At 68.8% G+C, this 26405-nt stretch carries 24 protein-coding genes and 2 pseudogenes; 11 read left to right on the forward strand and 15 right to left on the reverse strand.

The annotated features are described in order from the left end of the window. Positions 1–25: 25 nt before the first annotated feature. The 7 genes and pseudogenes from MBELCI_RS08610 to MBELCI_RS08640 form a co-directional block, all read right to left on the reverse strand. Positions 26–1084 carry an ABC transporter ATP-binding protein gene (locus MBELCI_RS08610; protein WP_021693807.1) on the reverse strand — a complete coding sequence of 353 codons (1059 nt, stop codon included), beginning with the start codon at positions 1082–1084 and terminating at the stop codon, positions 26–28. Then, positions 1084–2358: an MGH1-like glycoside hydrolase domain-containing protein gene (locus MBELCI_RS08615; RefSeq protein ID WP_021693808.1), complete on the reverse strand. Its 1275-nt coding sequence runs from the start codon at positions 2356–2358 to the stop codon at positions 1084–1086. Before MBELCI_RS08615 ends, MBELCI_RS08610 begins: the two co-directional genes overlap by 1 nt. 5 nt (positions 2359–2363) lie before the next feature. Further along, on the reverse strand, positions 2364–3572 hold the full coding sequence (locus MBELCI_RS08620; protein WP_021693809.1) for a carbohydrate ABC transporter permease: 1209 nt from the start codon (positions 3570–3572) through the stop codon (positions 2364–2366). Then, a complete protein-coding gene (locus tag MBELCI_RS08625; RefSeq protein ID WP_021693810.1) occupies positions 3569–4873 on the reverse strand; it encodes a carbohydrate ABC transporter permease in 1305 nt (434 codons plus the stop codon). Before MBELCI_RS08625 ends, MBELCI_RS08620 begins: the two co-directional genes overlap by 4 nt. Positions 4874–4961: 88 nt before the next feature. Further along, on the reverse strand, positions 4962–6314 hold the full coding sequence (locus tag MBELCI_RS08630; RefSeq protein ID WP_045319893.1) for an ABC transporter substrate-binding protein: 1353 nt from the start codon (positions 6312–6314) through the stop codon (positions 4962–4964). A gap of 23 nt (positions 6315–6337) precedes the next feature. Further along, positions 6338–7443 (reverse strand): annotated as a pseudogene (locus tag MBELCI_RS08635) (LacI family DNA-binding transcriptional regulator). A 119-nt stretch (positions 7444–7562) separates the two neighbouring features. Further along, a complete protein-coding gene (locus tag MBELCI_RS08640; RefSeq protein WP_021693813.1) occupies positions 7563–8840 on the reverse strand; it encodes a glycerate kinase type-2 family protein in 1278 nt (425 codons plus the stop codon). A gap of 122 nt (positions 8841–8962) precedes the next feature. Between MBELCI_RS08640 and MBELCI_RS08645 the strand changes: the two genes are divergently transcribed. The 3 genes and pseudogenes from MBELCI_RS08645 to MBELCI_RS20705 all read left to right on the forward strand — a co-directional run bounded on the left by MBELCI_RS08645 (position 8963) and on the right by MBELCI_RS20705 (position 11480). Then, positions 8963–9997 (forward strand): LacI family DNA-binding transcriptional regulator, encoded by a 1035-nt coding sequence (locus MBELCI_RS08645; protein WP_045319894.1) that lies wholly within the window; start codon positions 8963–8965, stop codon positions 9995–9997. Next, positions 9994–11231: pseudogene (locus tag MBELCI_RS08650) on the forward strand (AGE family epimerase/isomerase). The gene MBELCI_RS08645 and the pseudogene MBELCI_RS08650 overlap by 4 nt, the downstream one beginning before the upstream one ends. Before the next feature lie 39 nt (positions 11232–11270). After that, positions 11271–11480, forward strand: coding sequence for a hypothetical protein (locus tag MBELCI_RS20705; RefSeq protein WP_021693816.1), 210 nt, complete (start codon positions 11271–11273; stop codon positions 11478–11480). A gap of 52 nt (positions 11481–11532) precedes the next feature. Here the strand turns inward: MBELCI_RS20705 and MBELCI_RS08655 are convergent, their stop codons facing one another. Next, the gene (locus tag MBELCI_RS08655; protein WP_052512697.1) at positions 11533–11979 is read right to left on the reverse strand and encodes a prepilin peptidase; all 447 of its coding nucleotides are present in this window, start codon (positions 11977–11979) and stop codon (positions 11533–11535) included. Positions 11980–12226: 247 nt separating this feature from the next. Here MBELCI_RS08655 and MBELCI_RS08660 point away from each other — a divergent pair, with 247 nt between their 5' ends. Further along, a complete protein-coding gene (locus MBELCI_RS08660; protein WP_021693818.1) occupies positions 12227–13825 on the forward strand; it encodes a DUF4331 domain-containing protein in 1599 nt (532 codons plus the stop codon). 21 nt (positions 13826–13846) lie between these two features. Further along, entirely contained in the window at positions 13847–14050 is a 204-nt protein-coding gene (locus MBELCI_RS08665; RefSeq protein WP_021693819.1) for a hypothetical protein, read from the forward strand. Positions 14051–14145: 95 nt separating this feature from the next. Here MBELCI_RS08665 and MBELCI_RS08670 read toward each other — a convergent pair whose 3' ends face one another. The 3 genes from MBELCI_RS08670 to MBELCI_RS08680 are packed head-to-tail and all read right to left on the reverse strand — an operon-like array spanning position 14146 to position 16608. After that, entirely contained in the window at positions 14146–15003 is an 858-nt protein-coding gene (locus MBELCI_RS08670; protein ID WP_021693820.1) for a type II secretion system minor pseudopilin, read from the reverse strand. Continuing rightward, entirely contained in the window at positions 15000–15587 is a 588-nt protein-coding gene (locus MBELCI_RS19270) for a type II secretion system protein GspJ (protein WP_021693821.1), read from the reverse strand. Before MBELCI_RS19270 ends, MBELCI_RS08670 begins: the two co-directional genes overlap by 4 nt. 34 nt (positions 15588–15621) lie before the next feature. Then, the gene (locus MBELCI_RS08680) at positions 15622–16608 is read right to left on the reverse strand and encodes a penicillin-binding protein activator (protein ID WP_045319895.1); all 987 of its coding nucleotides are present in this window, start codon (positions 16606–16608) and stop codon (positions 15622–15624) included. Between the two features lie 190 nt (positions 16609–16798). Here MBELCI_RS08680 and gspN point away from each other — a divergent pair, with 190 nt between their 5' ends. After that, positions 16799–17419, forward strand: coding sequence for a type II secretion system protein N (gene gspN, locus MBELCI_RS08685; RefSeq protein ID WP_021693823.1), 621 nt, complete (start codon positions 16799–16801; stop codon positions 17417–17419). A 25-nt stretch (positions 17420–17444) separates the two neighbouring features. Here the strand turns inward: gspN and MBELCI_RS08690 are convergent, their stop codons facing one another. From MBELCI_RS08690 to gspL, 4 genes are all read right to left on the reverse strand, one after another. Then, on the reverse strand, positions 17445–18662 hold the full coding sequence (locus tag MBELCI_RS08690; RefSeq protein WP_021693824.1) for a type II secretion system F family protein: 1218 nt from the start codon (positions 18660–18662) through the stop codon (positions 17445–17447). A gap of 1 nt (position 18663) precedes the next feature. Beyond that, on the reverse strand, positions 18664–20145 hold the full coding sequence (locus MBELCI_RS08695) for a GspE/PulE family protein (RefSeq protein ID WP_045319896.1): 1482 nt from the start codon (positions 20143–20145) through the stop codon (positions 18664–18666). Positions 20146–20212: 67 nt separating this feature from the next. Next, positions 20213–20674, reverse strand: a complete 462-nt coding sequence (locus MBELCI_RS08700; RefSeq protein WP_021693826.1) for a type II secretion system protein M — start codon at positions 20672–20674, stop codon at positions 20213–20215. Next, positions 20671–21717, reverse strand: a complete 1047-nt coding sequence (gene gspL / locus MBELCI_RS08705) for a type II secretion system protein GspL (protein WP_021693827.1) — start codon at positions 21715–21717, stop codon at positions 20671–20673. The genes MBELCI_RS08700 and gspL overlap by 4 nt, the downstream gene beginning before the upstream one ends. 220 nt (positions 21718–21937) lie before the next feature. On the opposite strand from gspL, the gene gspG reads away from it, so the two are divergent. From gspG to gspD, 5 genes are all read left to right on the forward strand, one after another. Next, complete coding sequence (gspG, locus tag MBELCI_RS08710; protein ID WP_021693829.1) at positions 21938–22447, forward strand: type II secretion system major pseudopilin GspG; 510 nt, start codon at positions 21938–21940, stop codon at positions 22445–22447. Continuing rightward, positions 22444–22923, forward strand: a complete 480-nt coding sequence (locus MBELCI_RS08715) for a prepilin-type N-terminal cleavage/methylation domain-containing protein (protein WP_081698519.1) — start codon at positions 22444–22446, stop codon at positions 22921–22923. Before gspG ends, MBELCI_RS08715 begins: the two co-directional genes overlap by 4 nt. Next, positions 22920–23300, forward strand: coding sequence for a type II secretion system minor pseudopilin GspI (gspI, locus tag MBELCI_RS08720; RefSeq protein WP_021693831.1), 381 nt, complete (start codon positions 22920–22922; stop codon positions 23298–23300). Before MBELCI_RS08715 ends, gspI begins: the two co-directional genes overlap by 4 nt. 104 nt (positions 23301–23404) lie before the next feature. Further along, positions 23405–24208, forward strand: coding sequence for a type II secretion system protein N (locus MBELCI_RS08725; RefSeq protein WP_021693832.1), 804 nt, complete (start codon positions 23405–23407; stop codon positions 24206–24208). A gap of 11 nt (positions 24209–24219) precedes the next feature. After that, on the forward strand, positions 24220–26142 hold the full coding sequence (gene gspD, locus MBELCI_RS08730; protein WP_021693833.1) for a type II secretion system secretin GspD: 1923 nt from the start codon (positions 24220–24222) through the stop codon (positions 26140–26142). Positions 26143–26405: the final 263 nt, after the last annotated feature.

Below are 26405 nucleotides of genomic sequence, written 5' to 3' on the forward strand. Positions count from 1 at the left end.
GCAACGGACCTGCCGGAAGGCGGCGTCAGCCGGCCCCGACGCTCTGTTCGTCGCTGTCGAAGAAGTGCATCCGCGACGGCTCGAAGCCGAGGCCGACACGGTCGCCCGGCTGAAGATCGGTGCCGCCGATGACCCGCACCGTCACCTTGCCCAAAGCACCGCCGCAATCGACGATCACGTTGGTATCGGCGCCGAGATATTCGAGAAGGTCCACGGTGCCGTCGCAGGCGCCCTGCCCCTCGGGCAGCATCTCGATATGCTCGGGCCGGATGCCGAGAGTGACCGCCTCGTCCGCGCCTGCAAAGACACCGCCGCGCCCGCCTTCGAGCTGCCATTCGCCGCGCCCGGTGCGGCAGGGCAGCACGTTCATCTTGGGGCTGCCGATGAACTGCGCCACGAAGAGGTTGGCGGGATGCTCGTAGAGCTCCTTGGGCGTGCCCACCTGCGCGATCTTCCCGGCTGAGAGGACGACGATCCGGTCGGCCAGCGTCATCGCCTCGATCTGGTCGTGGGTGACGTAGATCATGGTCGATTTCAGCGTCTGGTGCAGCTTGGCGATCTCGTAGCGCATCTCGACGCGCAGCGAGGCGTCGAGGTTCGACAGCGGTTCGTCGAAGAGAAACGCCGTCGGCTCGCGCACGATCGAGCGGCCGATGGCGACGCGCTGGCGCTGCCCGCCCGACAGGTCGCGCGGCCTGCGGTCGAGATATTCCTCGAGCCTGAGCGCGCGGGCGGCTTCGGCCACCTGACGCTGCCGCTCGGCAGGCTTGACCCCGGCGGCCTTGAGCGAAAAGCCCATATTCTCGGCCACCGACATATGCGGGTAGAGCGCGTAGGACTGGAACACCATGGCGAGGCCGCGCTTGGAGGGCGGCTCGGCGGTGGCGTCACGGTCGCCGACCATGATCTGCCCGCGCGAGGTGCCCTCGAGGCCCGCGATCATCCGCAAAAGCGTGGATTTGCCGCAGCCCGAGGGGCCGACGAAGATCACGAACTCGCCCTCCTCGATGGCGAGGTCCACCCCCTTGATGACCTGCACCTCGCCGAACCACTTCTCGACGCCCTTGAGCTCGATGGATGCCATCACGCACCTCCCTTCGCATCGCCGGCCGCGCCCGCCCAGGTGAGCCAGATCGCCGCCGTCCAGGTAAAGGCATCGCCGCCGCAGGGCGTGCCGTCGATCGGATCGAAATACTCGAAGAAGCCATGCGCCTCGATCAGCTCCGCCGTCTCGCGGCGCAGACGTTCGGCTGCGGCATGGCGGCCCCGGTCGGTGAGGCCGATCGCCATCAGCGCGTTGACCACGGGCCATGACGGGCCACGCCAGTAGCGGCGCGGGTCGAACTCCTCCGAGGCCGGGTCGGCCGAGGGAAAGCCGTAGCGCACCGCGTCCCACAGCTCGGTCATCCGCGCGTCGAGCTCCGGGCTCTCGACATTCGCCAGATAGGCGAGGAAGGCGGCCGAGCCGATCCGGCCCGAAAAGCGCCCCGTCTTGAGGTCGCGCGCATCAAAGCCGCGGGTCTCGGCGTTCCAGATCGAGGGCACGGCGGCGCGCAGATCGGCGGCCCAGCCCTCGACCTCGCTCACGTCGTGGCCCAGCGCGCGGCCCAATGCTGCGAGGTCGTCATGCGCGCGCAGCAGGATGAAGGTGATGCCCGGATCGGCCATCAGGAAAGGGCCGTTCGCGACGATCTCGGACTGGTCCCAGCCGCAGTCGCGGCCGAACTGCACCATGGCGATGTAGCGGTCGTAATCCGCCTTGCCGGGGCGCATCGAAGCATCGACATGGCCGGTGTCGCGGCGGGTGTATTCGCCGACATTCGAGCCATCCACATTGGCCATGCCGATGTCCCAGTCGGGGCAGTTGTCGCGCCCCGATTCCCACGGGTGGGTGATCGCCACCACCCCCGAGCCGCAGCGTTGGTCGCGCCACCAGCGGTGCCAGGCGAGCATCCGAGGATATAGCGCCGCAAGGCGGTCGCGGCCCGCCTCCGCATCCATCTCGAAGATGAGGCGCGCCATGGTGGCGGCGACGGGCGGCTGGCTGATGCCGGAGGTTTCGGGCGACTGGCCCGTGCCCCAGACGTCGGGACCGGGGAAGTAGCCCGGATCGGGCTTGTGAAAGATGATGTGCGGCACCATGCCGTCCGCCCACTGGGCCGAGAACAGCGTGTCGAGTTCGGTCCACGCCCGATCGAGGTCGAAGGTGGCAAAGCCCCATGCGGCGAAGGCGCTGTCCCAGTTCCACTGGTAGGGGTAGAGCCCGTCGGTCGGCACCGTGTAGCCGCCGCGGTCGTTGCCCGTGAGGATCGCGCGGGCCTGTTCGTCCAGCGCGGGCGAAATGCGGGGATTGGTCATGGAAGTCATCCTTTGACGGAGCCTGCGGTGAGGCCTTTGGTCATGAAGCGTTCGAGCCCGAGGAACAGCGCCATGATCGGCACGGTGGCGATCACGGAGCCCGCCATCAGGTGCTGGCGCGGGATCTCGGAGGAGTTGAGCGCGGCGATGCCGCGGGTGAGCGTGAACTTCGACGGGTCGTCGAGCAGCATGAAGGCCAGCAGGAACTCGTTCCACGCGATCATGAAGACGTAGAGCGACACGCTCGCCAGCGCCGGCATCGAGAGCGGCAGGGTGATCTGCCAGATCACCTTGAGACGGCTCAGACCGTCCATCAGCCCGGCCTCCTCGATCTCGGCCGGGAGCCCACGGAAATAGCCCTGCAGCATGTAGAGCGCGACCGGGATCGTGGTGACCGGGTAGATCATGACGATGCCGAAGATCGAGTTCCGCAAGCCCAGCATCGAGAAGGCGATGTAGATCGGCAGCGCCAGCACGATCATCGGCACCATGTAAATAAGAAGGATCGAGCGCGAGATCGCGGCGCGGCCCGCAAAGCGGAGCCGTGCCACCGCATAGGCGCCCGGCACCGCGAACAGCAGCGTGATGAACACGGTCAGCACCGAGACCAGGAAGGAGGTCCAGAGATAGCTGCCGAAGTTGAACTGGCCGAACAGCTCGGAATAGCTGCGAAACAGGTCCCAGCCCTTGGATAGGTCGATCGAGAAATCGAGCGGGTTCTGGATCAGCTCGGACTGGTTCTTCAGCGACGTCATCACCATCACGTAGAAGGGAATGGCGACGATCGCGGTGAAGAAGATGTAGCCGAAACCGGTGAGAAAGCGGATCACCGAAGCCTCGAACTCGTGCCGGGTCAGCGCGCCGCTGTGGCAGCCCGCCATCATCGCCGCGATCGGCCAGCCGGTGGCGGCGCCCATGACGCCGCCCGCCAGAAGCGCGGGCGTGGCCGCGATGTCCGGCCCGGTGACGACCGGCGCGAGGGGGGTGAGCGACATCAGCGCCCCCAGACCGAGGCCCACCGGCCCCGCCAGACGCGGCCAGAGGACGGCGAGCGCGCCCAGGCCCGCGCCCAGAAGCCCCGCACCGATGCCGCCCGGGCGAAACGCGCCACCCGTGGCAAAGGAGAAGACGACGGCGGTGGCGGTGGCGATGACGAGCGCCCACAGAAGGCCCAAGATCGGCCCCGCGACGTATCCGTGACGAAAGATGCTCATAGCCCCTCCTCCTGGCTGATGAAGCGGAAGAACAGGAAGCTGAACACCAGAAGGCAGGCGAAGATCACCACGGCCACGGCCGCGCCAGCGCCGATGTTGGAGACGGCGAAGGCCTGTTCATAGACGTTGACGGTGAGGGTGCGGGTGCCGGCGTTGCCGCCCGTAAGCAGGAAGATGTCGTCGAACTTGTTGAAGGTCCAGATGAAGCGCAGCAGGAACAGCACCGACAGAATGCCCAGAAGCTGCGGCATCGAGAGATACCAGAACTGCTGGAACGGGCTCGCGCCATCCATGTCGGCGGCCTCGTACATGTCGGTGTCGATCGACTGCATCCGCGCGAGGATGAACAGGAAGGACAGCGGGAAGTAGCGCCAGACCTCGAACAGGATCACCATGATCAGCGCGAGCGGCCTCTGCCCGAAGAAATTGATCGCCTCGTCGGTGACGCCCATCTGGATCAGGAGCGCGTTGGCCGAGCCCGAGAACGGGTCGAACAGGATGATCCACGTGAAGGCCACGGCGATCACCGGCGCGACGTAGGGAAAGAGGTAGAGCCCGCGCAGCACGCCCTGCCCCCGGAACGACTTGTCCAGAAGCAGCGCGGCGAACAGCCCGAAGAGCAGCGCGCCGATCGTGCCGAAGACGGTGTAGACCAGCGTCACCCAGAGCACGCCCCAGAACTCGGCCCCGTCGAAGATGCGGGCGAAGTTCTCGAAGGTGAAGCTGCCCGAGGTCAGCACGTTGGAGGCGCGGCCCGTCAGGCCCGGCGGGCTGTCGGGGAGCTCCATCCCGGCATCGGCGAAGGCCTGACCGATGATGACGGGGATCTCGATGGTCTCGCGGTAGCCGCCTTCGAAATCGCCGAGGTCGCAGGTCATCTCGCGGCCGTCGAGCACGCAGCGCGGGTCGAGATCGCCGATCTCCAGCCCTTTGGGCAGCGTGTCGGTCAGCAGCACGCCCGAGATCACCTGGTCTTGGCTCGAATTTCGCAGCCGGTAGCGCAGGGTGGCCGCGTCGCCCACGGCCTCCGGGCGGCCGCGCAGATCCTCGCTGACCACCGGCACCGGCGGGCGCAGATCAGCAAGGCCCACGGGCTTCACGCTGATCCAGAAGATCGCGAGCAGCGGCAGCACCACGACAAGCGTGACGGCGGTGACGGTCGGCAGCAGCAGGCCCCAGGCCAGCCGCGCCTCGCGGCGCTCCAGCGGATTGCGGCCCTTGGGCGGTGTCGGCGCGGGTCGGCTCGTTTCGGCGCTCTGGCCGAGCGGTGCCGACCCACTTCGTGGGGTCTGGGCGGTCATGGTCCGGTCCTCGCGGATGGCGGATGAAAATGAAGGTATGGGGGGCGGCCCCTCGCGGGGAGGGGCGCGATAGGCCGCCCGGCCGCGATCACTGGATCGCGGCCAGCTCGTCGTTCATGGCCTGAACGGCGGCGGGGGCGTCGACCTGCCCGTCGATGTACTGGCGCACCACGCGGTTGATGGCCTGGCTGTTGATCATCTTGGAGGCCAGCGCGAGCTGTCCGTCCTCGACGCCCCAGCGCTGGGCCACGTCGAGCCCGCCGACGATCTCGTCGATCATCGCCTGATCGTAGAGCTCGGACATCGGCTTCTTGCGATCGACGCCCATCGGCAGCTTGGCCCATTCCTCCGAGAACTCGGAGGGGTTCTCGGCGGTGCCGCGCCGCACCGGGAACTTGCCCTCGGGCGCGATCGACAGCGTCTTGGTGTAGCCCTCGTTCATCGAGAACTCGACGAACTCCATCGCCGCGTCGGTCGAGGCGTCGTTGGTGATCCCGAAATAGCGGATGTCGGCCCAGGCCGCGCCCTCGGGGTTGGACGGACCCGAGAAGTTGGTGACGATCCCGGTCTTGGAGGCCAGCTCGGGCGAGGTCGGATCGTCGTTGATCGTGGGCGGGTTGCTGTCGCGCAGGCCGGCGAGCTCGTCGAGGATGAAGGGCGACCAGATGATCATCGCCGCATCACCCGAGAAGTAGAGCGAGCGCGACTGGTCCCAGTAGAGCTCACCCGGAGGCGAGGCTTCGGCGATCGCCTTGTAGAACTCCAGCACCTCGGTGGTCGCCGCCTCGTCGAGCGGCTGCGCGCCGTCGGGGCCCACGGGCGAGACGCCGTTGGCGAGGAAGACATGCTCGAGCACCTGGCTCATAAAGTTCTCGTCGACCTTGGTGGCGGCGACGAAGCCGTACATCTCGGGCGGGTTGTGCAGCGCCTCGATCGCCGCGCGCACCGCGTCGAAGGAGGTCGGCGCTTCGAGACCGGCCTCCTCGAACAGGTCCTTGCGATAGATGATCATCTGGGTCCAGCCATCGACCGGCACGCTGGCATAGCCACCGCCTTCGAGCTCGGCCATGGCGAGCGCGCCGGGGGCAAAGCTGTCCCCGCCGAGGTTCTCGATCACGTCGGTCGCCGCATCGATGTCGAGAATGCCCGCATCGACCCAAGGTAGGGCGTATTGCAGCGTGTGATAGATCACGTCAGGCAGATCACCCGCCGCGTAGGCGGCCGTGGCGCGGGTGCCCAGATCGCTCTCGGTGACGGGGATCACCTCGACCGTGTGGCCCGAGGCCGCCTCGAACTCGGCCGCCAGCTCCTGCTGCGCGGCAAGGCGCTCGGGCTGCTCCTCGGTGGTCCAGAAGCGCAGGCTTTCGGCTTGGGCACCTCCTGCGGTGAGCGCGATCAGCGCGGCACCGGTCAGCAGTCGGGTCTTGCGGGTCGTGGTCATGGTTTCTCCTCCCATGGTGAAAATCATGTCGTTTCTTGCCGGAGGCGCCGTGCCAGCGCCTCGGGTTCCAGCCGCGGCGGCCCGGCCGATCCGCGGTCGTCGAAGATCGCGGGCGCCGTTTCGCGCAGTTCTTCGGGCGCCGCTCCCCGGATGCGCGCGATCAGCATCTCGGCAAGCCGCTGGCCCGCCGCGCGGGTGTCGACCTTGAACGACGACAGCGGCGGATCGGCATAGGCCCCGTCGGGCACGCCGTCATAGCTGATGACCGACAGGTCGCGCCCCACCGCGAGGCCGAGATCGGCGCAGACCCGGTAGAGCCCGAGCGCCGCGTGATCGACCGCGAAGACCACCGCCGTTGGCGGGGCGTCGAGCGCCAGCAGCGCCCGGGTCTCGCGCGCGCCATCCTCGGTGCGCAGCGCGTCGCCGCGGATCAGCGCGGGGTCTTCCTCGAGCCCGGCGACGGCGAGCCCGGCGCGGTAGCCCGCGAGCCGCAGGCGGCTGTAATTGTAGCGCGCCCCGCCGTTCACGAAGGCGATCCGGCGATGACCGAGCCGCGCCAGATGCACGACCGCGTCGCGCATCGCGTCTTCGCCCAGAATGTCGAACCAGGCGCAGCCTCGGGCTCGGCGGTGCGGCCGAACATCACGAAGGGGACGTCATGCGTCCGGAGCAGCGTCACGCGCGCGTCGTCGGACAAAGTGCGCGGCAGGATGAAGCCGTCGGCCTTCCGGTCCTCGACCAGCTGCGCCATGGTGCGGACGGTGCGCGCCTCGCTGTCGGCGGTCGCCACGGTGAGGGTCCAGCCCTCGGCGCTGGCCGTGACCGAGATCCCGGCGAGAAAATCGGCGAGGAACGGGCGTTGCGAGTCGTGATCGTCGATCTGCACCACCAGCCCGAGCGCGCGCACCCGCCCCGTGCGGATCGCCTGTGCGTGGCTCAGGGGCCGATAGCCCATCGTCTCGGCGCCTCGGCGCACCCTGAGCCGGGTGCTTTCGGAGATGTCGGGATAGCCGTTCAGCGCCCGGCTGACCGTGCTCTTGCTCAGCCCGAGAGCCTCGGAAAGCTGGGTGATGGTCACCCGCCCCGAAAGCCTGTCGGCCGGTCCGCGATCTTGAACGGTCTGGATCACTTCGAATCTCCCTTGAGTCGAAGTTCAGTTCCGAAACCGGTTTCGGCAATTGGTATTTCGTTAACGCGACCGATATTCGTCGCTGCACCGCCGCATGAAGGGCGGCGGTGCGACGGCGATCAGACCGGCGGCAGCACCAGCAGCGCCCGGAAGTCGTTGACGTTGGTCAGGGTCGGGCCGGTCACGATCTGACCGCCGATCCGGCCGAAATAGCCATGCGCGTCGTTGTCCCGGAGCGCCTGCTTGGCCGTGTCGAGGGGCGTCGCGGGCCCGGCATAGGCGCCCGCCACCTCGTCCGCCCCGTCCACACCGTCGGTGTCGCAAGCCAGCAGGTGGATGCGCGGATCGCCCGCAAGCTCGATCGCCGCGGCAAGGACGAACTCGGCATTCGGGCCGCCGCGCCCCTGCCCGCGCCGGGTCACGGTACATTCGCCCCCTGACAACAGCAGCACCGGCGCCGCCTCCGGCGCGAGGCCCTCGGCGATCTCTCGCGCCGCCCGCGCCTGCGTCACCGCCAGATCGCGCGCCTCGCCTTCGAGCGCGTCGCCCAGCATCCGCACCTCGCAGCCCGCCGCGCGGGCGATCTCGGCGGCGGCCTCGAGCGACTGCGCCGGGGCGGCGACGATGCGGGTCTCGGAGCGGGCGAGGCGCGGATCGTCCGGGACCACGCGGTCGGGCCCCTGCTCCCCCTGCCGTTCCAGCGCGGCGCGCACCGCCTCGGGCACGTCGATGGACCAACGCTCGATGATTTCGAGCGCCTGCTCGGGCGTGCTGGTATCGCCCACGGTCGGGCCGGAGGCGATCTCGGACGGGTCGTCGCCGGGCACGTCCGAGATGATCAGGTTCAAAAGCCGCGCCGGGGCGCAGGCCGCGCCGAGCCGTCCGCCCTTCACGCGGCTCAACTGCTTGCGCACCACGTTCATCGCCGAGATCGGCGCGCCGGAGGCCAAAAGGGCCGCGTTCACCGCCCTCTTGTCCTCGAGCGTCAGCCCCTCGATCGGCGCGCAGAGAAGCGCCGAGCCGCCCCCCGAGATCAGCGCCAGCACGTGATCCTCGGGTCCCAGCCCCGAGAGCAGGTCGAGAAGCCGCGCCGTCGCTTCGAGCCCGGCCTGGTCGGGCACGGGGTGCGCCGCCTCGACGATCTCGATGCCCTGGCGGGGCCGCGCATAGCCATAGCGCGTCAGCACCAGCCCCTCGCAGGGGCCATAGACCGCCTCGACCGCCTCGGCCATGCGGGCGCTGGCCTTGCCTGCGCCGATCACCACGAGCCGCCCCTCCGGGCGCGGCGGCAGATACGCGGCGACGACCTGCATCGGGTCGGCGCGCGCCACGGCGGCGGCGAAGAGCGTTTCGAGAAAGCCGCGCGGGTCCTGCGACGGGGGGGAAACGGGCTGCATCGGGGGTCTCCTTGCAGGCAGATCGGGCCAAGGCAATGGCACAGTGAAGGGGCGTTGCGCCCCTCTGATATATCGTTATATTAAAGCCATTGAAAGACCGCATGGCAGGCTGATCGCGATCCGTGGCCCATAGACCCAAACTCAGCACCGTCGCCGCGGCGGCCGGCGTCTCGCCCGCGACGGTCAGTCAGGTATTGCGGGGCACGGGCCGCATTTCGGAAGAGACCCGCGCCCGGGTTCTCGAAGCGGCGCGCGCGGTGAACTATCTGCCCGATGGCCGCGCGGCGGCGATGCGCTCGGGCGAGAACCGCGAGATCGGCCTCGTGCTGCACCACCTCGCCAACCCGTTCAACGCGGAGCTGGTCAGCGGCGTCAGCGACAGGCTGGAGCGCGACGGCTACCTAGTCTCGGTGCTGGATTCGCGCGATGACGCCGAACGGCAGGAGCGCAACCTGCGCGCCCTGATCGCCAACATGCGCGGCGGGTTGATCTGGGTCCCGGCCAGCGGCACCGATGCCGCGACGCTCGACCTTCTCGCGGCGCAGCGCCTGCCGGTCGTCACCTTCCTGCACCGGGTGTCACCGGATCTCGACCATGTCGAGCTGAACAACGCGCGGGCGCTGCGCGACGCGGTGGCGCATCTGGCCGATCTCGGCCATCGCCGCATCGCCTTTCTGGGGGGCACCGCGCCGCGCGCGCCGCGCACGGACCGGATCGCGGGCTATCTCGCGGCCGTGGCCGAACGCGGCCTCGGCGCGCCGCTGGTCTGGCCTTGCGAGGACAGCAGGCGCGGCGGGCGCGACGCGATCCTGTCGCTGCGCGCCGCGCATCCCGATATCGGCGCGGTGGTGTGCAATGGCGACATGGTGGCACTCGGCGCCTGTCTCGGCCTCGCGAGCCGCGGCGAGCGGGCGGGCCGCGAGGTGTCGATCATCGGCTTCGACGACGTGGCCGAGGCGGCGCTGGCGACACCGGCGCTGACCACGCTTTCGGTCATGCCCTACGATCTCGGGCGGCGCCTGGCCGAGCGCCTGCTCGCCCGCATGTCCGACCCCGCCGCCGCCCCGACGACGCTGCGCATCGACGCCACGCTGGTGCCGCGCGACACGACCGCCCCTCCCTCGCCCCGCCGACCCATCAGGAGCAGACGAACATGACCACCCGCTGGACCACCCTGCCCGACCATCGCCGCTGGCTCGCACGCGAGGCCGACGACCTGCTGCGCCTGTTCGAGGCCGAAAGCGTCGATCCGGAAGGCGGTTTCTTCGTTCTCGACGCCGGCGGGCACGCCTTGCGCGACGCGCCTTTGCGCGAGATCCACGCCACCGCGCGCATGGTGCATTGCTTTGCCATAGCGGCGCTCGGGGGCCGCCCCGGCGCGATGGCGATCGTCGATCACGGAATGCGCTTCCTGTGGGAGCGGCACCGCCAGCCCGGCGGCGGCTATGCCTGGGGCGTGACCGCCACCGACGTGCCCGATCCGCGGCTGACCGGCTATGGCCATGCCTTCGTTCTTCTCGCCGCCGCCAGCGCCGAGATGGCCGGTCACCCGCAGGCGCGGCGCATGATCGCCGACGTGACGCCGCTGATCCGCGAGCGGTTCTGGGAAGAGGCGCATGGCGCGATCCGCGAGGGCTTCGACGCCGACTGGCACGAGACCGAGGCCTATCGCGGCCAGAACTGCAACATGCACCTGACCGAGGCGTTGATGGCGGCCTTCGAGGCCACCGGCGACGAGACGCATCTGGCGATGGCCGAGCGCATCGCAGAGCTGATCGTCAACCGCCGCGCGCGTGAAAACGGCTGGCGTCTGGCCGAGCATTTCCATGCCGACTGGAGCGTCGATCGTGACTATGATGGCGACCCGATGTTCCGCCCCGCCGGGCTGACGCCCGGCCATTCTCTCGAATGGGCGCGGCTTCTGGTGCAGCTTTACGAGACTGGAGGCCGCAGGCTCGGCTGGGCCCCGGAGGCGGCGCGCGCCTGTTCGAGCGCGCCGTTTCCGACGGGTGGGACGCGCAGAAGGGCGGGCTCTATTACACCTTGGGTTGGGACGACCGTGCCGCCATCTCCGAGCGTTACTGGTGGCCGGTCTGCGAGGGGATCGGCGCGGCGCATGCGCTGTCGGAACTCGACGGCGATCCGCGTTTCGAGGCATGGTACCGCCGGTTCTGGGACTTTGCCGCACGGCACCTGATCGACCGCGATGCGGGTGGCTGGCACCCGCAGATCGACGCCGATGGCCGCCCGTCGTCGGACCCGTTTCACGGCAAGCCCGACATCTATCACGCGCTTCAGGCCTGCCTGATCCCACTGGGCCCGCTCAACGGAAGCCTTGCCGCATTGGCGCGCGACGCGCAGCACGCAGGCGCGGACCCGTCGCCCGGCTGACGCCGTCCGGGTGCCACGTCGTAGCGGTATCGCCGCACCGTGGATGGCCCCGGCGCGGCGATCCGCATTCTCCCCGAGGGATACCGGCAGAACGATTGCGATCCGGGGGCTTGGATGCGGGGGCATCACCACGGCAGTGCCTGCATCACCGCCGACGCCGTGGTGCGGCTAAGGATTGCGCCGAAGGTATCGCGCTTCGTCAAGACCAATGGCGAAGGCCCCGGCATCTCGGCACGAGCGGGGCCCTGATGACCCCCCCCTCTCTTCTGCCATCAACCAAGCAGGATGGGGGCCGAGAGTTTCACCGCAGTCCCGATTGCCATAGCCAGTAAAGCCAGAAAGCGCCCGCCAGCCATGGACCGAACGCGATGCGCCGTCCGGCCACGGCACCTTGTCCAAGCTCCATCAGCAAGGCGCCGAGGGACGCGACAAGCACGACGGTCGGCAGCGCCGTCCAGCCGAGCCATGCCCCTGCCCCGGCAAGCAGCTTGGCATCGCCCTGCCCGAGACCTTCGATCCCCCTCCAGCGCCAGAACGCTTCGCCGATCACCCAGAAGACACCAAAGCCCAAGCAGGCGCCGACGATCCGCGCCGTAGGCCATCCGCCCAGTTCCAGCGCCCCTTGGATGAGCCCGGCTGCGATCAACGGGAGAGTGATCACATCCGGAAGCCGCCGCTGCCGGATATCGATCAGGCACAGCAGCAAAAGTCCGCCACCAAGAGCCAAGGTGAGCCATATCTCGCTCATGCCGTCTCGATCATGGCTGTGTCGTTTTTATCGTTGAGAACCATAGAGGTTGGGAATGCAATGCAAAAAAAGTTTTTGTGATGCTGAAACTTCTATCCCTCGGGCTAAGTGTCTGTGACGTCGGGTCGCAGATTGGAACAACGATCGCGAATACTGGCGGAAAACAGACCGTTCAACCGCGCGGTGAACGGGTCATGGGAGTGTATGAGCAATGCTGATTAAACCAACGACCGTCAAAACAGGGGCCATGACGGCGATCGCCCTTCTTGCGGCCTCGTCCGCCTGGGCGTCGTCCCACCGCGAAGCCCCCGCGATCACCGAGACGCCCAAGATCGACGGCACCGACTTCTACATGTTCCGCAGCTATGAGCCGGGCCGTGAGGACTACGTGACGCTGATCGCCAACTATCAGCCCATACAAGCCCCCTATGGCGGTCCGAACTACTTCACGATGGACCCCGACGCGATCTACGAGATCCATGTCGACAACGACGGCGATGCGATCGAGGACATTACCTTCCAATTCGATTTCGACAACGATCTGACCAACGACGGCAAGGGCATCACCCTGGACATCGGTGGGCAGGACGTGGCGATCCCGCTGCGTCAGGCCGGACAGATCACCGCCAAGGACCCCTTCGGCGCACTCAACGAGAACGAACGCTATACTCTCAGGATGATCAAGGGCGATCGCCGCAGCGGCGAGCGATCGGATCTTAGCAACCCCCGCACCGGCAAGCGTTTTGTTAAGCCCGTCGACAATATCGGCAACAAGACTCTTCCCGACTACGAGAACTACGCCGATCGGTTCATCTACGACGATGTTGCCCTGCCCGGCTGCGAAGGCGATGCACGTGTCTTCGTAGGCCAGCGCGCCGAGGCCTTCGCCGTCAATCTCGGTGAGGTCTTCGACCTTGTGAACCTCGTGCCGGTCCAGGGCGCGCCGAGCGGTGACTGGCCGCAATACAACACCGCCAACCCCTTCCCCGGCGGAATCACTCAAGATCGTGCCAATGACGACCTGATCGGTCAGGCCAACGTCACCTCGATCGCCATCGAGGTGCCCATCTCCTGCCTCACCGAGGGCGACGACCCTGTGATCGGCGCTTGGACCACCGCCAGCCTGCCGCAGGGCCAGGTCGAGGATCCCTCGCCTACCTATGAGCAGGACAGCAAGTTCGGCGGAGCGTGGGTGCAGCAGTCGCGTCTTTCGGCGCCGCTGGTGAATGAGGTCGTCATCGGTCTGCCCGACAAGAACCTGTTCAACGCCGCCGAGCCGACCCAGGACGGGGCGCTGGCCACCTACGTGACCAACCCGACCCTTCCCGCCCTGCTCGATCTGCTGTTCCGCGACGCCGTCGGTGCCGACGGTGCCGACGACAACATCGCGCCGTCGAACTTCCCGCGCAACGACCTCGTCGCGGCGTTCCTGACCGGATTCCCGGGCTTCAACGCCTCGTCCAACCCCGACGCCGTGCCGTCCGAGATGATGCGTCTGAACACCGCGGTGCCCGCCACCCCGATTCAGCAGCAGCACACCTTCGGCGTCGTGGCCGAGGATCTCGCCGGCTTCCCGAACGGTCGTCGTCCGGGTGACGACACCGTCGATATCGCGCTGCGGGTCGTCATGGGGGCGCTGTGCTACGACGTGCCGCTCGGCGCCGAACTCGGTGTCGATGGGGCCGAGGAAGACACCTCCAGCGATTTCGTGAATCTCGGTCTGTGCCAGCCCTCCGACGCACCGGTGGGCAATCAGCCCTTCACCGACGGCGCGCCGCTCAAGGCGACCGAATTCATGAACGCGTTCCCCTATCTGAACACGCCGCTCCCCGGCGCACGCTCCTAAGGGGCCGAAAGGAGATACGCCATGAAAACCAGACTGAGCCTCATCGGCCTGTCATCGCTGGTCCTGCTTGTCGCGGCCTGTGACGATTCCAACGGCACGCGCGGTATCGGATCGCTGGGACTGGGCTTCCTCGAGGTGTTCAACCAGGATCGCAATGCCGAGCCGATCGACATCACGGATCTCGAGCTTGCGATGACCCCGTCCATCGAGCCGTTCAATCCCTGATCGTTCGATAGACAAATCAAGAGCAGGCGCGGCCCCGAAAGGGCCGCGCCTGTCGCATTTTCGAGGACTTGGGCGCCGGTTCCCGTTCGAAAGTCCTAAGGGTCGGGCGTTGGGATCCCGCCGTTTTCCGGCCCGAACCGCCGCGAGATCACCACCACCTCGCGCGTGCCCATGCCGCGCCGCCGCTGAAGCCTGCTTTCGAGATGGACCTCCATGCCGTCGACCTCGGCCCTCACGGTGACGTCGAAGAGGTCCGACACCAGCCCCACCCCGGCTCCGATCAGCCCCAGGGCCGCGACGTCGCCGCTCTCCACCCACCCACCATTGCGCTCGCGCAGCGCCACGAGCCGGCGCGCCGCCGTCCGGCTCTGGAGCACCGCTCCGATCACCTGCGCGTCGGCGGTGTTTAGGTTGATCTTTCCCGGCACCGGCAGCACATCGGCCACGGGACGCAGACGCTCAATCGCCACGGCGTCGAGACCGGGGATCTGCTCAAGTGACGCCGCCGGGCCGCGGTCGCGCAGGAAGGTCAGGATGCGCGGCCCGGTTTCGGGCGGCAGCTCAAGTTCATCGATCAGCCGCGACAGGACCTGCACCTGCGCGATCCCCCCCGCCGCCAACCCGTTCAGGTCGAGCCGCGCATGCGCGTCGCGGATCTCGACCGAGAAGCGGCCCGTCTCAAGCTCCACCTCCTGCTGCGACGCCAGCGCCCATGCTTCGGCATAGTGGTCGGTCTCGGGGCCCGCCTCCATGTCGCGCCGCAGCGCCACCAGAACCGATGTCTCGGCCCCGAGCGCCAGCGCCTCGGCCTGCGCGGTGGCCGAGACCCGGCGCGCGCGGTCGAGCAGGCTGTCCTGCGAGGTCAGCATCAAAACAACGAGCGAGGAGGCGATGGCCAGCGTGACCAGAACGTTGACGAGGATCACGCCATCTTCGGTGCCGCGTGCCCTCATGGCTCGACCGGACGCACGGTTTCGGCCAGACGCCGCACATTGAGCGTTTCGCGGCCCAACGGTCCGCCGGGGGCGATGTCGAAGCGCAGCTCCACCCCCTGTGGCGAGGCGGGACCATCCTCGGGGGGCCACGCCTCGTGCCACTGTCCCCCGCTGTCGAGAACACGAAGGACCACCCCGTCAACGGGGGACACCAGCGCCTGCGTCACCCGGACACCGCCATCGGGGCCCAGCGCGCGGCGACGCAGCACACCCGCCTCGCCCGTCCAGTCGAGCGCGCCGCGCTCCGGCCCGGTCAACATCAGACGCCCCTCTTCGAGGCGCAGGTCGGCGGCCCGGCCCTGCGCCACGTCGCGGCCAAACAGGATCAGGGCCCGGTCGATCTGCGCCACCGCCTCGAGCCGACCCTCGGTGCGCTCGCGCGTGCGGATCACCGTGTCGAGCACAGCGAAGGAGGCAAGCCCCACCAGCGCAAAGAGCGCCAGCGCCACCAGCATCTCGATCAGGGTGAACCCGGCCTGCCCGTCTCGCGCCTGCCCCTCATGTACCTGCCCCTCCTGCGCCCGGCCGCAGAGCGGGGTCATTCCCGACGGGTCCGGCACCGGGACGCGGTGCGCCTCATACCGAGGGCGCACCGATCAACGTCGTGGCCCCATCGGCCACCTTGAGAACCGCGAGACCACGCTCGACAAGGCCCGAAGGCAGGATCTTGTAGGGTCCGAGCACGCCGCTGAAGCCCGCCGGGCGCTGGAGCCCCTCGGCGCTCTGCTGTCCGAGCCGCCCCAGCAGCCGGGCCATCTCGATCGCGTCGAAAGCCAGCCCGGCGACGATCCCGGCCTCGGTCTCGACCCGCTCTTCCAACGCGATGGCAAAGGCCTCGAAGCCGATCGGATCGGGGGCCGCGAACCACGCCCCCTGCAGCGCTGGAATCCGCTGCGGCGTGATCGCCGCCCATTGGTCGGAGCCGAGGATCTGCACCCCTGCCGCGCTGATCGCCGCCGCCTGCGCCTCGAACCCGCCGCGCACGCTTGGCAGGTAGACGGCGTCGGGCAGTTGCCCCCCCGACGCGGCGCTCAGCCGGGCGGCAAGGCTCTCGGCGCTGTCGGTGACGACCGGCTCGGACAGGGCGATGCCATATCCCTGCGCCGCCGCCTGCGCCGCCGCGACGGATCTGGTGCCGAACTCTCCCGGCGGGGCGACGACGGCGATGCGCCGCAGGCCACGCGCCGCGGCGAAACCCATCACCGATTTGGCCGATTGCAACGGCGTGACACCATAGACGTAGAGATTGCCGCCGGCGATGGCGCTGTCGTTGGAAAAGGAGACCACCGGCACCTTGCGGCCCACCGCCTGCGCCACGGCCCGGCTCTGTCCCGAGAACAGAGGCCCCAGAATCATCGCCGCCCCGGCTTCGACCGCTTGGCGCGCCGCATCGACGGCGCTCTGCTCGGTGGTGCCGGCGTCGCGCAGGTCGATCTCGGCTCCGGGACCGCCGACCGCGCCGCCGAGGCTTGCGGCTTCGCGCATGATCTGGCCTATACTCGCCTGCGGGCCGGAGAGCGGCGCGAGCAGGGCCGCGCGCCCCACCGTCCCGGGCGGCGCCACTGTGGCTTCACCACCAGCCCCGCCAGCGCCGCAACCCGCCACACCCAAAAGGCCGATGATGCAGCTAGACGCCCCAGAAACCCACGACGCGACCACCCCGAAGGACCGCGCCCGGCGCTGGCTGAAGGGGATTGGAACAGGGGTTGCCCTGGCATGTCTCACGGCCCTCGTATTTGGCGCGACACTGGTCATGACGATGCCCGCATCGGTCGTGCGGACCCTAGTTGTCCTGCCCCCTCAAGTCGAGACGCTATCGGGCAGCCTGAGCCGTGGCCGGGCCGGACTTCTGGGCGGATACACGCTTGATTGGACATGGTCTCCGGGCGATCTGCTCACCGGGCGGATCGCCGCCGGGGTCGAACTTCAGGGTCCCGATACGCGTCTCGAAGGCCGGATCGAGGCGACGCCTTTCGCGGTCTCCGCCCACGACCTGCGCGGGCGCGCGGGGGCCGGGTTGCTGGCGCTGTTTCCACGCCTCGCGGTCGAAAGCTGCAGCCCGCGCGCGGTGGTCGCCATCGACAGCCTCTCGGCCGGGCGTCGCGCCTTTGCCGCGCAGGGCGCGATCGAGACGTCGCAGGGCGTCTGCCTCGACCGGAACGGCACGGAAATCCCGGTGCCCGCCATGGTCATGGGCCTTTCGACCCAAGGCGCGGACGCCAACGCGGTGCTGAGCGATGACACGGGCACCACGCTGGCCCGCCTTGCCGTCACCGGCGAGCGCATGCTGCGTGTGACCGTGGAGCCGCAGGGCGCCGCCCTCGTGCCCGGCATGCCGAGTTCGGCTCCGACCTCGCTTGCCATGCCGTTCTGAGAAGGCCGGCCGGGGTCGGGCCGCCTCAGCCCACGAGGCTGTTGAGATTGACGATCGGCAAGAGGATCGACAGCACCAGCAGCATCACGATCCCCCCCATGATCAGCAGGACCGCAGGCTCGACCAGCGCCACGAGGGCGGCGACCAGCGCGTTGAGATCGCGCGACTGGTCCTCGGCGGCGCGGGTCAGGGTCTGGCCCAGCACGCCGCCTGCCTCTCCGCTGGCGACCATGGCGATCATCATGGGCGGAAACACCCCCGCCTCGGTCAGGGCGGCCGATAGCGCGACCCCCTCGCGGACCCGGGTGGAGACAATCTCCACCCGTTTGCGGACATACAGGTTGGGCACGGTCTGCGCCGCCGCCCCCAGCGCCTCGATCAGCGGCACCCGGCTTACCGTGAGGGTGGCCAGCGTGCCTGCGAACTGAGCCGCGTTGGATTTGAGCGCGAAGCGCCGGGTAACCGGCGCAGTGGCGAGCAGGCGATGCCAGCGCATCCGCACCGCGGGCCGCCGGAGCGCCAGCGCGGCCCCCGCCGCCATGCCCGCAATCGCGGCGCCCATGACGAGGCCCCAGTCATTGATGAGATCGCTCAGCCCGATCAGGGTCCGGGTAAGAAGCGGCAACTCTGCCCCGCGCGAGGTGAAGACGCGCACGATGTCGGGCACCACGAAGGTCAGAAGCGCCACGATCACCGCCAGAGAGACCAGCGCGAGGATCGCGGGATACAGCAGCGCGAGCTGTACCGTCTGGCGGTTCTTGGCGCGGGTTTCGACGAATCCCGACAGATGCTCCATCACATGTCCCAATTGCCCCGAGCTTTCGCCCGCCGCCACCGAGGCGCGATAGAAATCCCCGAAGACCTGCGGATAATCTCCCAGCGCGGCGGCAAAGCTGCGGCCATCGAGGACGGCGGCCCGCAGGTTCAGCAGCAGCGACGAGGCGCGCGTCGAGCCCGCCTGCGCCGCCACGGTGCGCAGCGCGTCCTCGACCCGGATGCCCGATCCGATGAGCGTGGCGAGCTGGCGCGTCACGAGGGTCAGCGTGCGCAGCCCGATGCCACCGCGCCCCTGCCGTGCGGCCCCCGCCCCCGGCGCCCGCCGCGCCGCCGTCGGCTCGACCGAGACCGGCAACAACTTTTGCGCGCGCAGCGCCTGCCGCGCGGCGGCCGAACTCGACGCCTCGACGATGCCCTTGGCGCTGCGGCCCTTCGCATCGACGGCACGGTAGGCGAAGGCCGCCATGTCAGGCGATCTCCGGCAGCGTCGTGTCCTCACGGACCGCCCGCGCGACCTCCTCGACCGTGGTCAGCCCGTCGCGCAGCTTTTCGACACCGTCCTGAAGCAGCCCCGGGCCGCGCTTGCGCGCCGCCGCCGTGAGCTGCGCCTCGGAGGCGCCTTCATGCACCAGCCGCTCGAGCGCGCCGTCGATCTCGATGATCTCGTAGATCGGCAGCCGCCCGCGATAGCCGCTGCCGTGACATTGTGAGCATCCCGTCCCGCGCGACACCGGTGCGCCCGCTGGCAAAAGTCCGTTGAGCAGCCCGCTCTCGGTGTCGGTCAGCGCGTGCGGCGTGGCGCAATCGGGACAGATCCGCCGCACAAGCCGCTGCGCCACCAGCCCGCGCAGCATCGGTGCCAGAAGAAACCGCTCGACCCCCATCTCAACGAGGCGCGACACCGCGCCGATGGCGGTGTTGGTGTGCAGCGTCGAGAGCACGAGATGGCCGGTCATCGCGGATTCCACCGCGATCTGCGCCGTCTCGCGGTCGCGGATCTCGCCGATCATGATGACGTCCGGGTCCTGTCGCAGGATCGCGCGAAGCCCGCGCGCAAAGCTCAGCTCGGTGCGGGCGTTGACCTGCATCTGCCCGACGCCGTCCATCGTGTATTCGATCGGGTCCTCGACCGTCATGATGTTGCGCTGCCGATCGTTGAGCAGATCGAGAGCGGCATAGAGCGAGGTCGTCTTGCCCGAACCGGTGGGCCCGGTGACCAGAACCAGCCCGTCGGGGCGGCCCAGCACCCTCTTGAACGTCTCGAGATCGCGCGGCGACAGACCGAGGTGATCGAGCCCGAGCAGCGTCTGGCCCCGGTCGAGAAGACGCAGCACGACCCTTTCGCCGAATTGCGAGGGAATGGTCGAGACCCGCACGTCGAGATCGTAGCCGCCGACCCGCAGCGAAACCCGCCCGTCCTGCGGCATCCGCTTTTCGGCGATGTCGAGCTTGCCCATCACCTTGATCCGGCTCACAAGAAGCGAGGCCAGCGCCCGCTTGGGAGAGATCACCTCGCGCAGCACACCGTCGATGCGGAACCGCACCACCAGGCGGCGCTCCTCGGTTTCGATATGCACATCCGACGCGCCCTCCTTCACCGCCTCGAGCAGCAGCGCGTTGATCAGCCGCACCACGGGGGCGTCGTCCTTCTGGTCGAGCAGGTCGTCCACCGAGGCGGCGCTGTCGGCCAGCAGGGCAAGGTCGCCATCGGCATCCGCTGCAACCTGCGCCGCCTCGGACGAGCTGTCGCGGTAGATGCGGCCAAGCTCCTCCTCGAAGGCCTTCGCGTCGATCTCCTCGAAGGCGACGAGACGACCTGCCACGCGCTGCGCCTCGATCATCGCCTCAAGGCTCGCCTCGGGGCGATGACGACAGACCGGCCGTCCTTCGGCGTCGCGCATCAGGATCACACCGCCCGCATTGGCAAAGCCGTAGCCGAGCCGAGGCAGCGCGGCCTCCGCCGTGCCATCCGCCTTGCCGGTCGCGACCTCGCGCCCGGGCCCGTCATCGCCTCGGTCATTCCATCTCCTCCAGCGTCAGGCGCAGCGACACCACGCCCGGTTCGATCCGTCGCTCGGCCTCGATCGCGGCGATGCCCACCGCCTCGTCGGTTTCGAGATCCGAAATCCACAGGAGCACCGTGTCGAAGGCCGCCTCGTCGATGGTGACCCGCAAGAGCCCGCCATCCGGTTCGAGCCGCCGCAGCAGCAGCCCCGCGGCCTCGGCGCTTCGGGTGACCCGCGCGGCGAGCGGTGCGCGGTCTTGCGACAATTCGGGGCGCTGGGTCCCGGGTCGGGCCGCGGCGGCCCGTGCGCTGGCCTCGACCAGCCGGTAATCAGCGATTCGCTCCGTGAGCGCGCGGCGATGGTCCTGCAAGGGCAGCCAGACATACCAGATCAGCGCCAGCACCGCCACGACCGGCAGGACCCCGAGCACCAGAAGCCGCTCTCGCGGGTTGAGCCTCGACAGAGCGCTCACTTCGCCGCCTCCCTTTGGATGCGCATCTCGACCTCGGCCATGCCGTCGCCCGCATTTGCGGCCCCGCTGGTCACGCCGAACCCGCCCGCCTGCAAAACCCGCTGCACACGTTGCAGATCCTCCAGCCCCGGCGCCTGCACCTGCACGATCAGCGCCCCGTCGGCCTTGCCCCATGACATCCGCCGGAACGACGCCGTCTCATCCGCCGCGTTCAAGGTCTCGGACACCTCCGACAAAAGCGGCAGCAGGTCGCCGCGCTCGGGCCGGGCGACGCTCGGGGCGAGCCGTGCGAGGATCGGTGCCGGATCGGCCGGGATGACGGCGCCGGGAAGAACCTGCTCCAGCGCGGTTTCGGCGGCCCGCCGTTCGGCCTGCGCGATCCGGCTCAGTGCCACGGCATCGGCCCCCGCCAGCCCGACTTGCAAGAATAGCCCCAGCGCCACGATGCCCGCGGCCACGACGCTCCGGCGGCGCAGGGCCTGTGCCGCCTCGCCGCGGGCACGATTCGAGAAGCTGAAGGCCAGATCGGCGGAGTCCGGCGGCGGCGGGGTCTGCGACAGGTCGGTCGCGGGCAGGCCCGAGGGCAGCGCCGCGCCGAGGCTGGTCAGAGACGGCTGGCCGCCGCGCCGCCAGACCAGCGCCAGCATCTCGGTCGCCACCGCGAAGCCGGTCCCGTCCGAGACCCGCACCACGCAGCGCGCGCCGTCGCGCCACACCGCCCAGCCCGGGCCGTCCGCCGCCGCATCGGGGCGCGGGATGGCCAGAAAGTCGGGCAGGATCGCCGCCCCCTCCGGTGCCGTCGCCTCGGCGGCGGCAAGGGTGGCGCGGTCGATCACCAACGCCAGCGCCTCGGCCTTGGGCGCGCCTGCCAACGGCCCTGGCAACACCACCAGCGCCTCGATCGGCGTGGCAAGCCGCTCCTCGACCGCGAAGGTGAGCAGGGCCCGGCGCTGCCGGGCCGGCGCGTCGGGAAGATCCACGCGCAGGGCGGTCACGGCTTCCGATCCGATCAGCACCGGAGCGGGCCGGCGCGCCTTGGCCATGGCCGCCGCGCAACGTTCGAACAGGGGAGCGGAAGGCGGGCCGGAGCGGGGAAACGGCGTCACGGGCGTCGAAAGGCCGTCGGACAACGCCTCGCGCCTCGGCTCAGGAGCCGCTTTTTCCTCTGGAACCACCTGATTTCTCACGAGCTTTTGCCTTTTCCAAGACCTCGCCGCTGGTGTAGTCTTACTATATGTACGTCCCCCAAGAGGCAAAGGTTTCATGATCCGCCAGCTCTTTATCGGAGCCAAGGCGCGCCGCGCGCGCCGCATGCCCGAAACCCGGTCTCCCGCGACCCGATCACCTGACGCCGGTGTCACCCTCATCGAGATGATGGTGGTGCTGGTGATCATCGCCCTCGTCGCCGCGATGATCGTGCCCAACGTGATCGGCCGCCCCGACGAGGCGCGGGTTGCCGTGGCCCGGACCGACATCCGCGCCATCGGCTCGGCGCTCGAACTCTACCGGCTCGACAACCGCACCTATCCGACCAGTTCGCAGGGGCTCGACGCCCTTGTCAAAGAACCCGTCGCGCCGCCGCAGCCGCCCAACTGGGCCGCGGGTGGCTATCTCGGGGCGGTGCCGGTCGACCCTTGGGGCAACGCCTATACCTACCGCTCGCCCGGCGACACTGGCGGCTTCGACCTGATCTCGCTCGGGGCGGATGCGCAGCCCGGCGGCGACGGCGCGAATGCCGACATCATCCACGGACAGGCGATGGTCGAGAATTGACCGCTCCCGCCGTGTCCCGCGACGGCGCTGCCGGTCTGACGCTGGTTGAAGTGCTGGTGGTGCTGGTGCTGATCGCCACGGTTGCGGGCGCGGTCGGGCTCAACCTCGGGCCGGGGCGTGGCGAGGCAACGCTCGATTCGGAGCTGGCGCTGCTGCGCGCCCGGATGGAGCGCGCCTCGGACGAGGCGCTTCTGGCCGGGACGCCGGTGGCCTTTGCCTGGAGCGGGACCGGCTACCGGTTTCTGGGCTGGACCGCGGCGGGTTGGGCCCCCCACAGGGTCGAGATCCTCGGCACCCCTCACGAGCTTCCCGATGCGGTCCGGCTGCGCCAGGAGGACGCGCGCGAAGGCGTGTTCGTGGTCACGGCGCAGCTCCTGCCCGCCCAAGGGACGCCGCTTGTGCTGAGCGTCGGCGAAGGCGGGGCCGAGCGGCTGGTCTGGGACGGGGCTTCGGCGCGTCGCGAGCCTGCGCCATGAGCGGTCGCGACCCGCAGGCGGGGTTCTCGATGATCGAGGCGCTGATCGCGATGGCCGTGCTCGCGGTGGGGGCGGTATCGCTTCTCGGGGCGACCGAAGGGCACAGCGCCCGAATCGGCGACCTGACCGACCGCACCGTCGCGCGCTGGGTTGCCGAGGAGCGGCTGACAGCATGGCGGCTCGGCCTGCCCGAGATCGACGAGACCCATACCCGCGCAGAGGTCGAGATGTTCGGCCGGGCGTGGCGCGTGACGGTGGAGGCCACGCCCACGACGGATGCTGCGCTAGACCGGCTCGAGATCCGTGTGGCCCCGGCAGAGGCGGATGGCGCGAATGTGAGGCTGACGGGCTATATTGATACGGCGCGCGACGGATAGACTGACAGGATGGGCGTTTCTCTGACACATTTTCCATTGCCGGTGCGGTCGCTTGCGACGCTCGCGGTGCTGCTGGGGACCGCAGTGACCGCGCCGCCGGTACTGTGGCATTTGGCGGGGTATTCCGAGGCCCTGCCGCCCGCGCCGCCCCGACGGCACCTGCTCCGGACACTTCTGAGATCGCTCCCGCCGATCTCGGCCCGATTCTCGCGCTTGGGCCGTTCGGCAACGTCTCGGCGCCGCCACCCGAGCCCACCGGCCCTGTTGGCGAGACAACGCTCGATCTGGTGTTGCACGGCGTGGTGGTGCGTGACGATCCGGCCCGGTCGATCGCCTTCATCGGCACGAACGGCACCAATGAAGGTTACCGCCCGGGTGAAGACGTGGCCGGTGCCGCCACGCTGATCGAGGTCGCATCGGGCCATGTGGTGCTCGATGTCGGAGGCGAATTGCAGACGCTGTCCTTTCCCGGAACCGAGGGGCCCGCGGATGCGCCGCCCGAGCAGGATCTTGCGGGGCTCGGACGATTGCAGGCCCTCGTGGCGTCGCAGACCGCCGGGGCCGAAACGGCGGATGCCCCCGAGGACGATCAGGACAGCGGGCCCGAGACGCCTCAGGACTACATCGACATGTGGCGCGAACGCATCAGACAGAATCCCGCGGAGGTTCTCGACAGCATTGGGCTGATCCCGACCGACGAGGGCTATAGGATAGCGGATGACCACGACAGCGGCGTTGGCCGCGCGGGCCTGCTGGCAGGGGATCTAGTGACACGCGTGAATGGACAGACCGTCGGAGACGTCGACAGCGATCGACGCCTTTATGACGAGGTCGCGGCCTCGGGCCTCGCGCAGATCGAGATCGAGCGCGATGGACGTCTCATCAGCATGTCGTTCCCGCTTCGATGAGTACCTTTTCCTTGCGATCGTTTCTGGGTCTCGCCTTGTGTCTGCCGGTGGCGTTGCCGGCACAGGCGCAGGACACCTTCGTCATCAACCTGCGCGGCGCCGAGATCTCGGTGCTGGCCGAGCAGGTCTCCGAGATCACGGGACGGACGCTCGTGCTCGACCCGAACCTCTCCGGCGATGTCAGCGTCGTCTCGGCCGAGCCTCTCGACGAGGATGGCGTCTGGGCCCTGTTCCAGTCGATCCTGCAGGTGCGCGGCTTCGTCGCCGTGCAATCGGGTACGGCGTGGCAGGTGGTGCCCGAAGCGCGGGCGCGCACGATCAGCGGCTCGACCACCAACGCCGACGCGGGCAGCCAGGATTTCGTGACGACGATGCTGCGTCTCGACCGCCTGCCATCGGCCGAAGCGGTGCGCGTGCTGGCGCCGCTCGTGGCGGACTCCGGGTATATCGAGGCGATCGCGGATCCCAACGCCGTGCTAATCACCGACACCCGCGCCAATGTGGACCGCATCTCCGCCATTGCCCGCGCCTTCGACAGCGACGAGAACGTCCGCGCCGAGGTGATCCGTTTCGCCAATGCCGATGCGGTCGCCGTCGGCGCCGCGATCGTCGAAGTGCTGGGCGAGGCGGGCACCGGCGCGCGTTTGTCGGTCAACGCCTCGACCAACCAGCTTCTGGTGCGCGGCAGCCCCGATGACATCCAGGAGATCCGCGACCTCGCCCGCTCCATGGACGTGGCGCAGCGGCAAAGCCCGCAGGTGGCGATCTCGACCCAGGTGTTTCGCATGCAGTTCGGCGATGCCGCCGTGGTGGCCGAGATCCTTCGCGGCACCCTCGGCGACGCGGTCGAGTTGAGCAATCCCGTCGCTGCCGATCAGGGCGCGGCCGTCGCAGGCGAGGATGGAGAAGGCTTCGTGGCGCTCGACCGCGCCGCGCCCGCCGCCTCCATCTCGGTCGCGATCCAAGCCTCGATCGAGACCAATTCGGTCATTGTCCGCGGCACCGCGGCCCAACTGGCCGAGGCCGGCCGTCTGATCCATGCGCTCGACGTGCGCCGCCCGCAGGTGATGATCGAAGCCGCGATCGTCGAGGTTTCGGGTGATGTGGCGGAACGGCTCGGCGTGCAACTCGGCTTCGGCGACGCCGCGCCGCCGGGCCGCATCGCCGCCACCTCTTTCGGTAATGGCGGCGTATCGCTGCAAGGCGTGCTCGCCGCCCTCGGGGCCACCAGCTCGGTGGCGCTGTCCACCGGTCTGACCGTCGGGGCCGGAAACAATGATTTCGGCGCGCTGGTGCAGGCATTGGCGCAATCGAGCCGGGCCCGGCTTCTGTCCACCCCGAGCGTCACCACGCTCGACAACGAACCCGCGACTATCGTGGTCGCTCAGAACGTGCCGTTCCGCACCGGCAGCTTTGCCACCGACGGCAACACCGCCACCCCCTTCACCACGATCGAGCGCCGCGACGTGGGCATCACGATGAACGTCGTGCCGCGCATCACCGCCGGCAATGTGGTGCAACTGATGATCGAACAGGAAGTGTCGAGCCTCATGAGCGCCAATGTCGAAGGGGCCGCCGACCTGATCACCAATCGCCGCGTGATCAACACCACGGTTCTCGCTGACGATCGCGGGACGGTGGTCCTAGGCGGGCTGATCACCGACGATCGCCAATCGCAGGACAATAAGGTACCGGGCTTGGGCGATGTTCCCGTGATCGGCAACCTGTTCAAATCGCGCAATGCGCAGAAGACCACGCGTACCTTGTTCGTGTTCCTACGCCCGACGATCCTCCGCGATCGCGGCGACATCCGCGAAGCGGCCGAGCAACGCTATGACAAACTGCAGGCCGCAGATGTCACGCCCCTGCCTCGACCCTTATTGACTCAACGTGAAGTGCGTCAATTGCCGCTCGAGATCGAAGGTCTGTATTGAGGGCGGAGATCGGCTGATCTGGGCTGCTGCCCCGGTCCCTCGACAAAATCTGGTGCTTTCTAAGCTACTCTCGGCTCCTGCTGAAGGGATTGAGTAATGGGGCCTCCTTGCCAGTAGACGGCGATGTTGCGCAAATCAGCCTCGGGCATGACTGCCCCCTTTCCCGCCTTTCTTCAGCGGACGGCCTTGATCTCGGCCCGCCCGAGGGCTGAGAAGCGGTTCATGATGGCGATGCGGATCTGGATTTCGGCGGTTTGGCGGTC

Source organism: Limimaricola cinnabarinus LL-001 (assembly GCF_000466965.1).
Taxonomy (GTDB): domain Bacteria; phylum Pseudomonadota; class Alphaproteobacteria; order Rhodobacterales; family Rhodobacteraceae; genus Limimaricola; species Limimaricola cinnabarinus.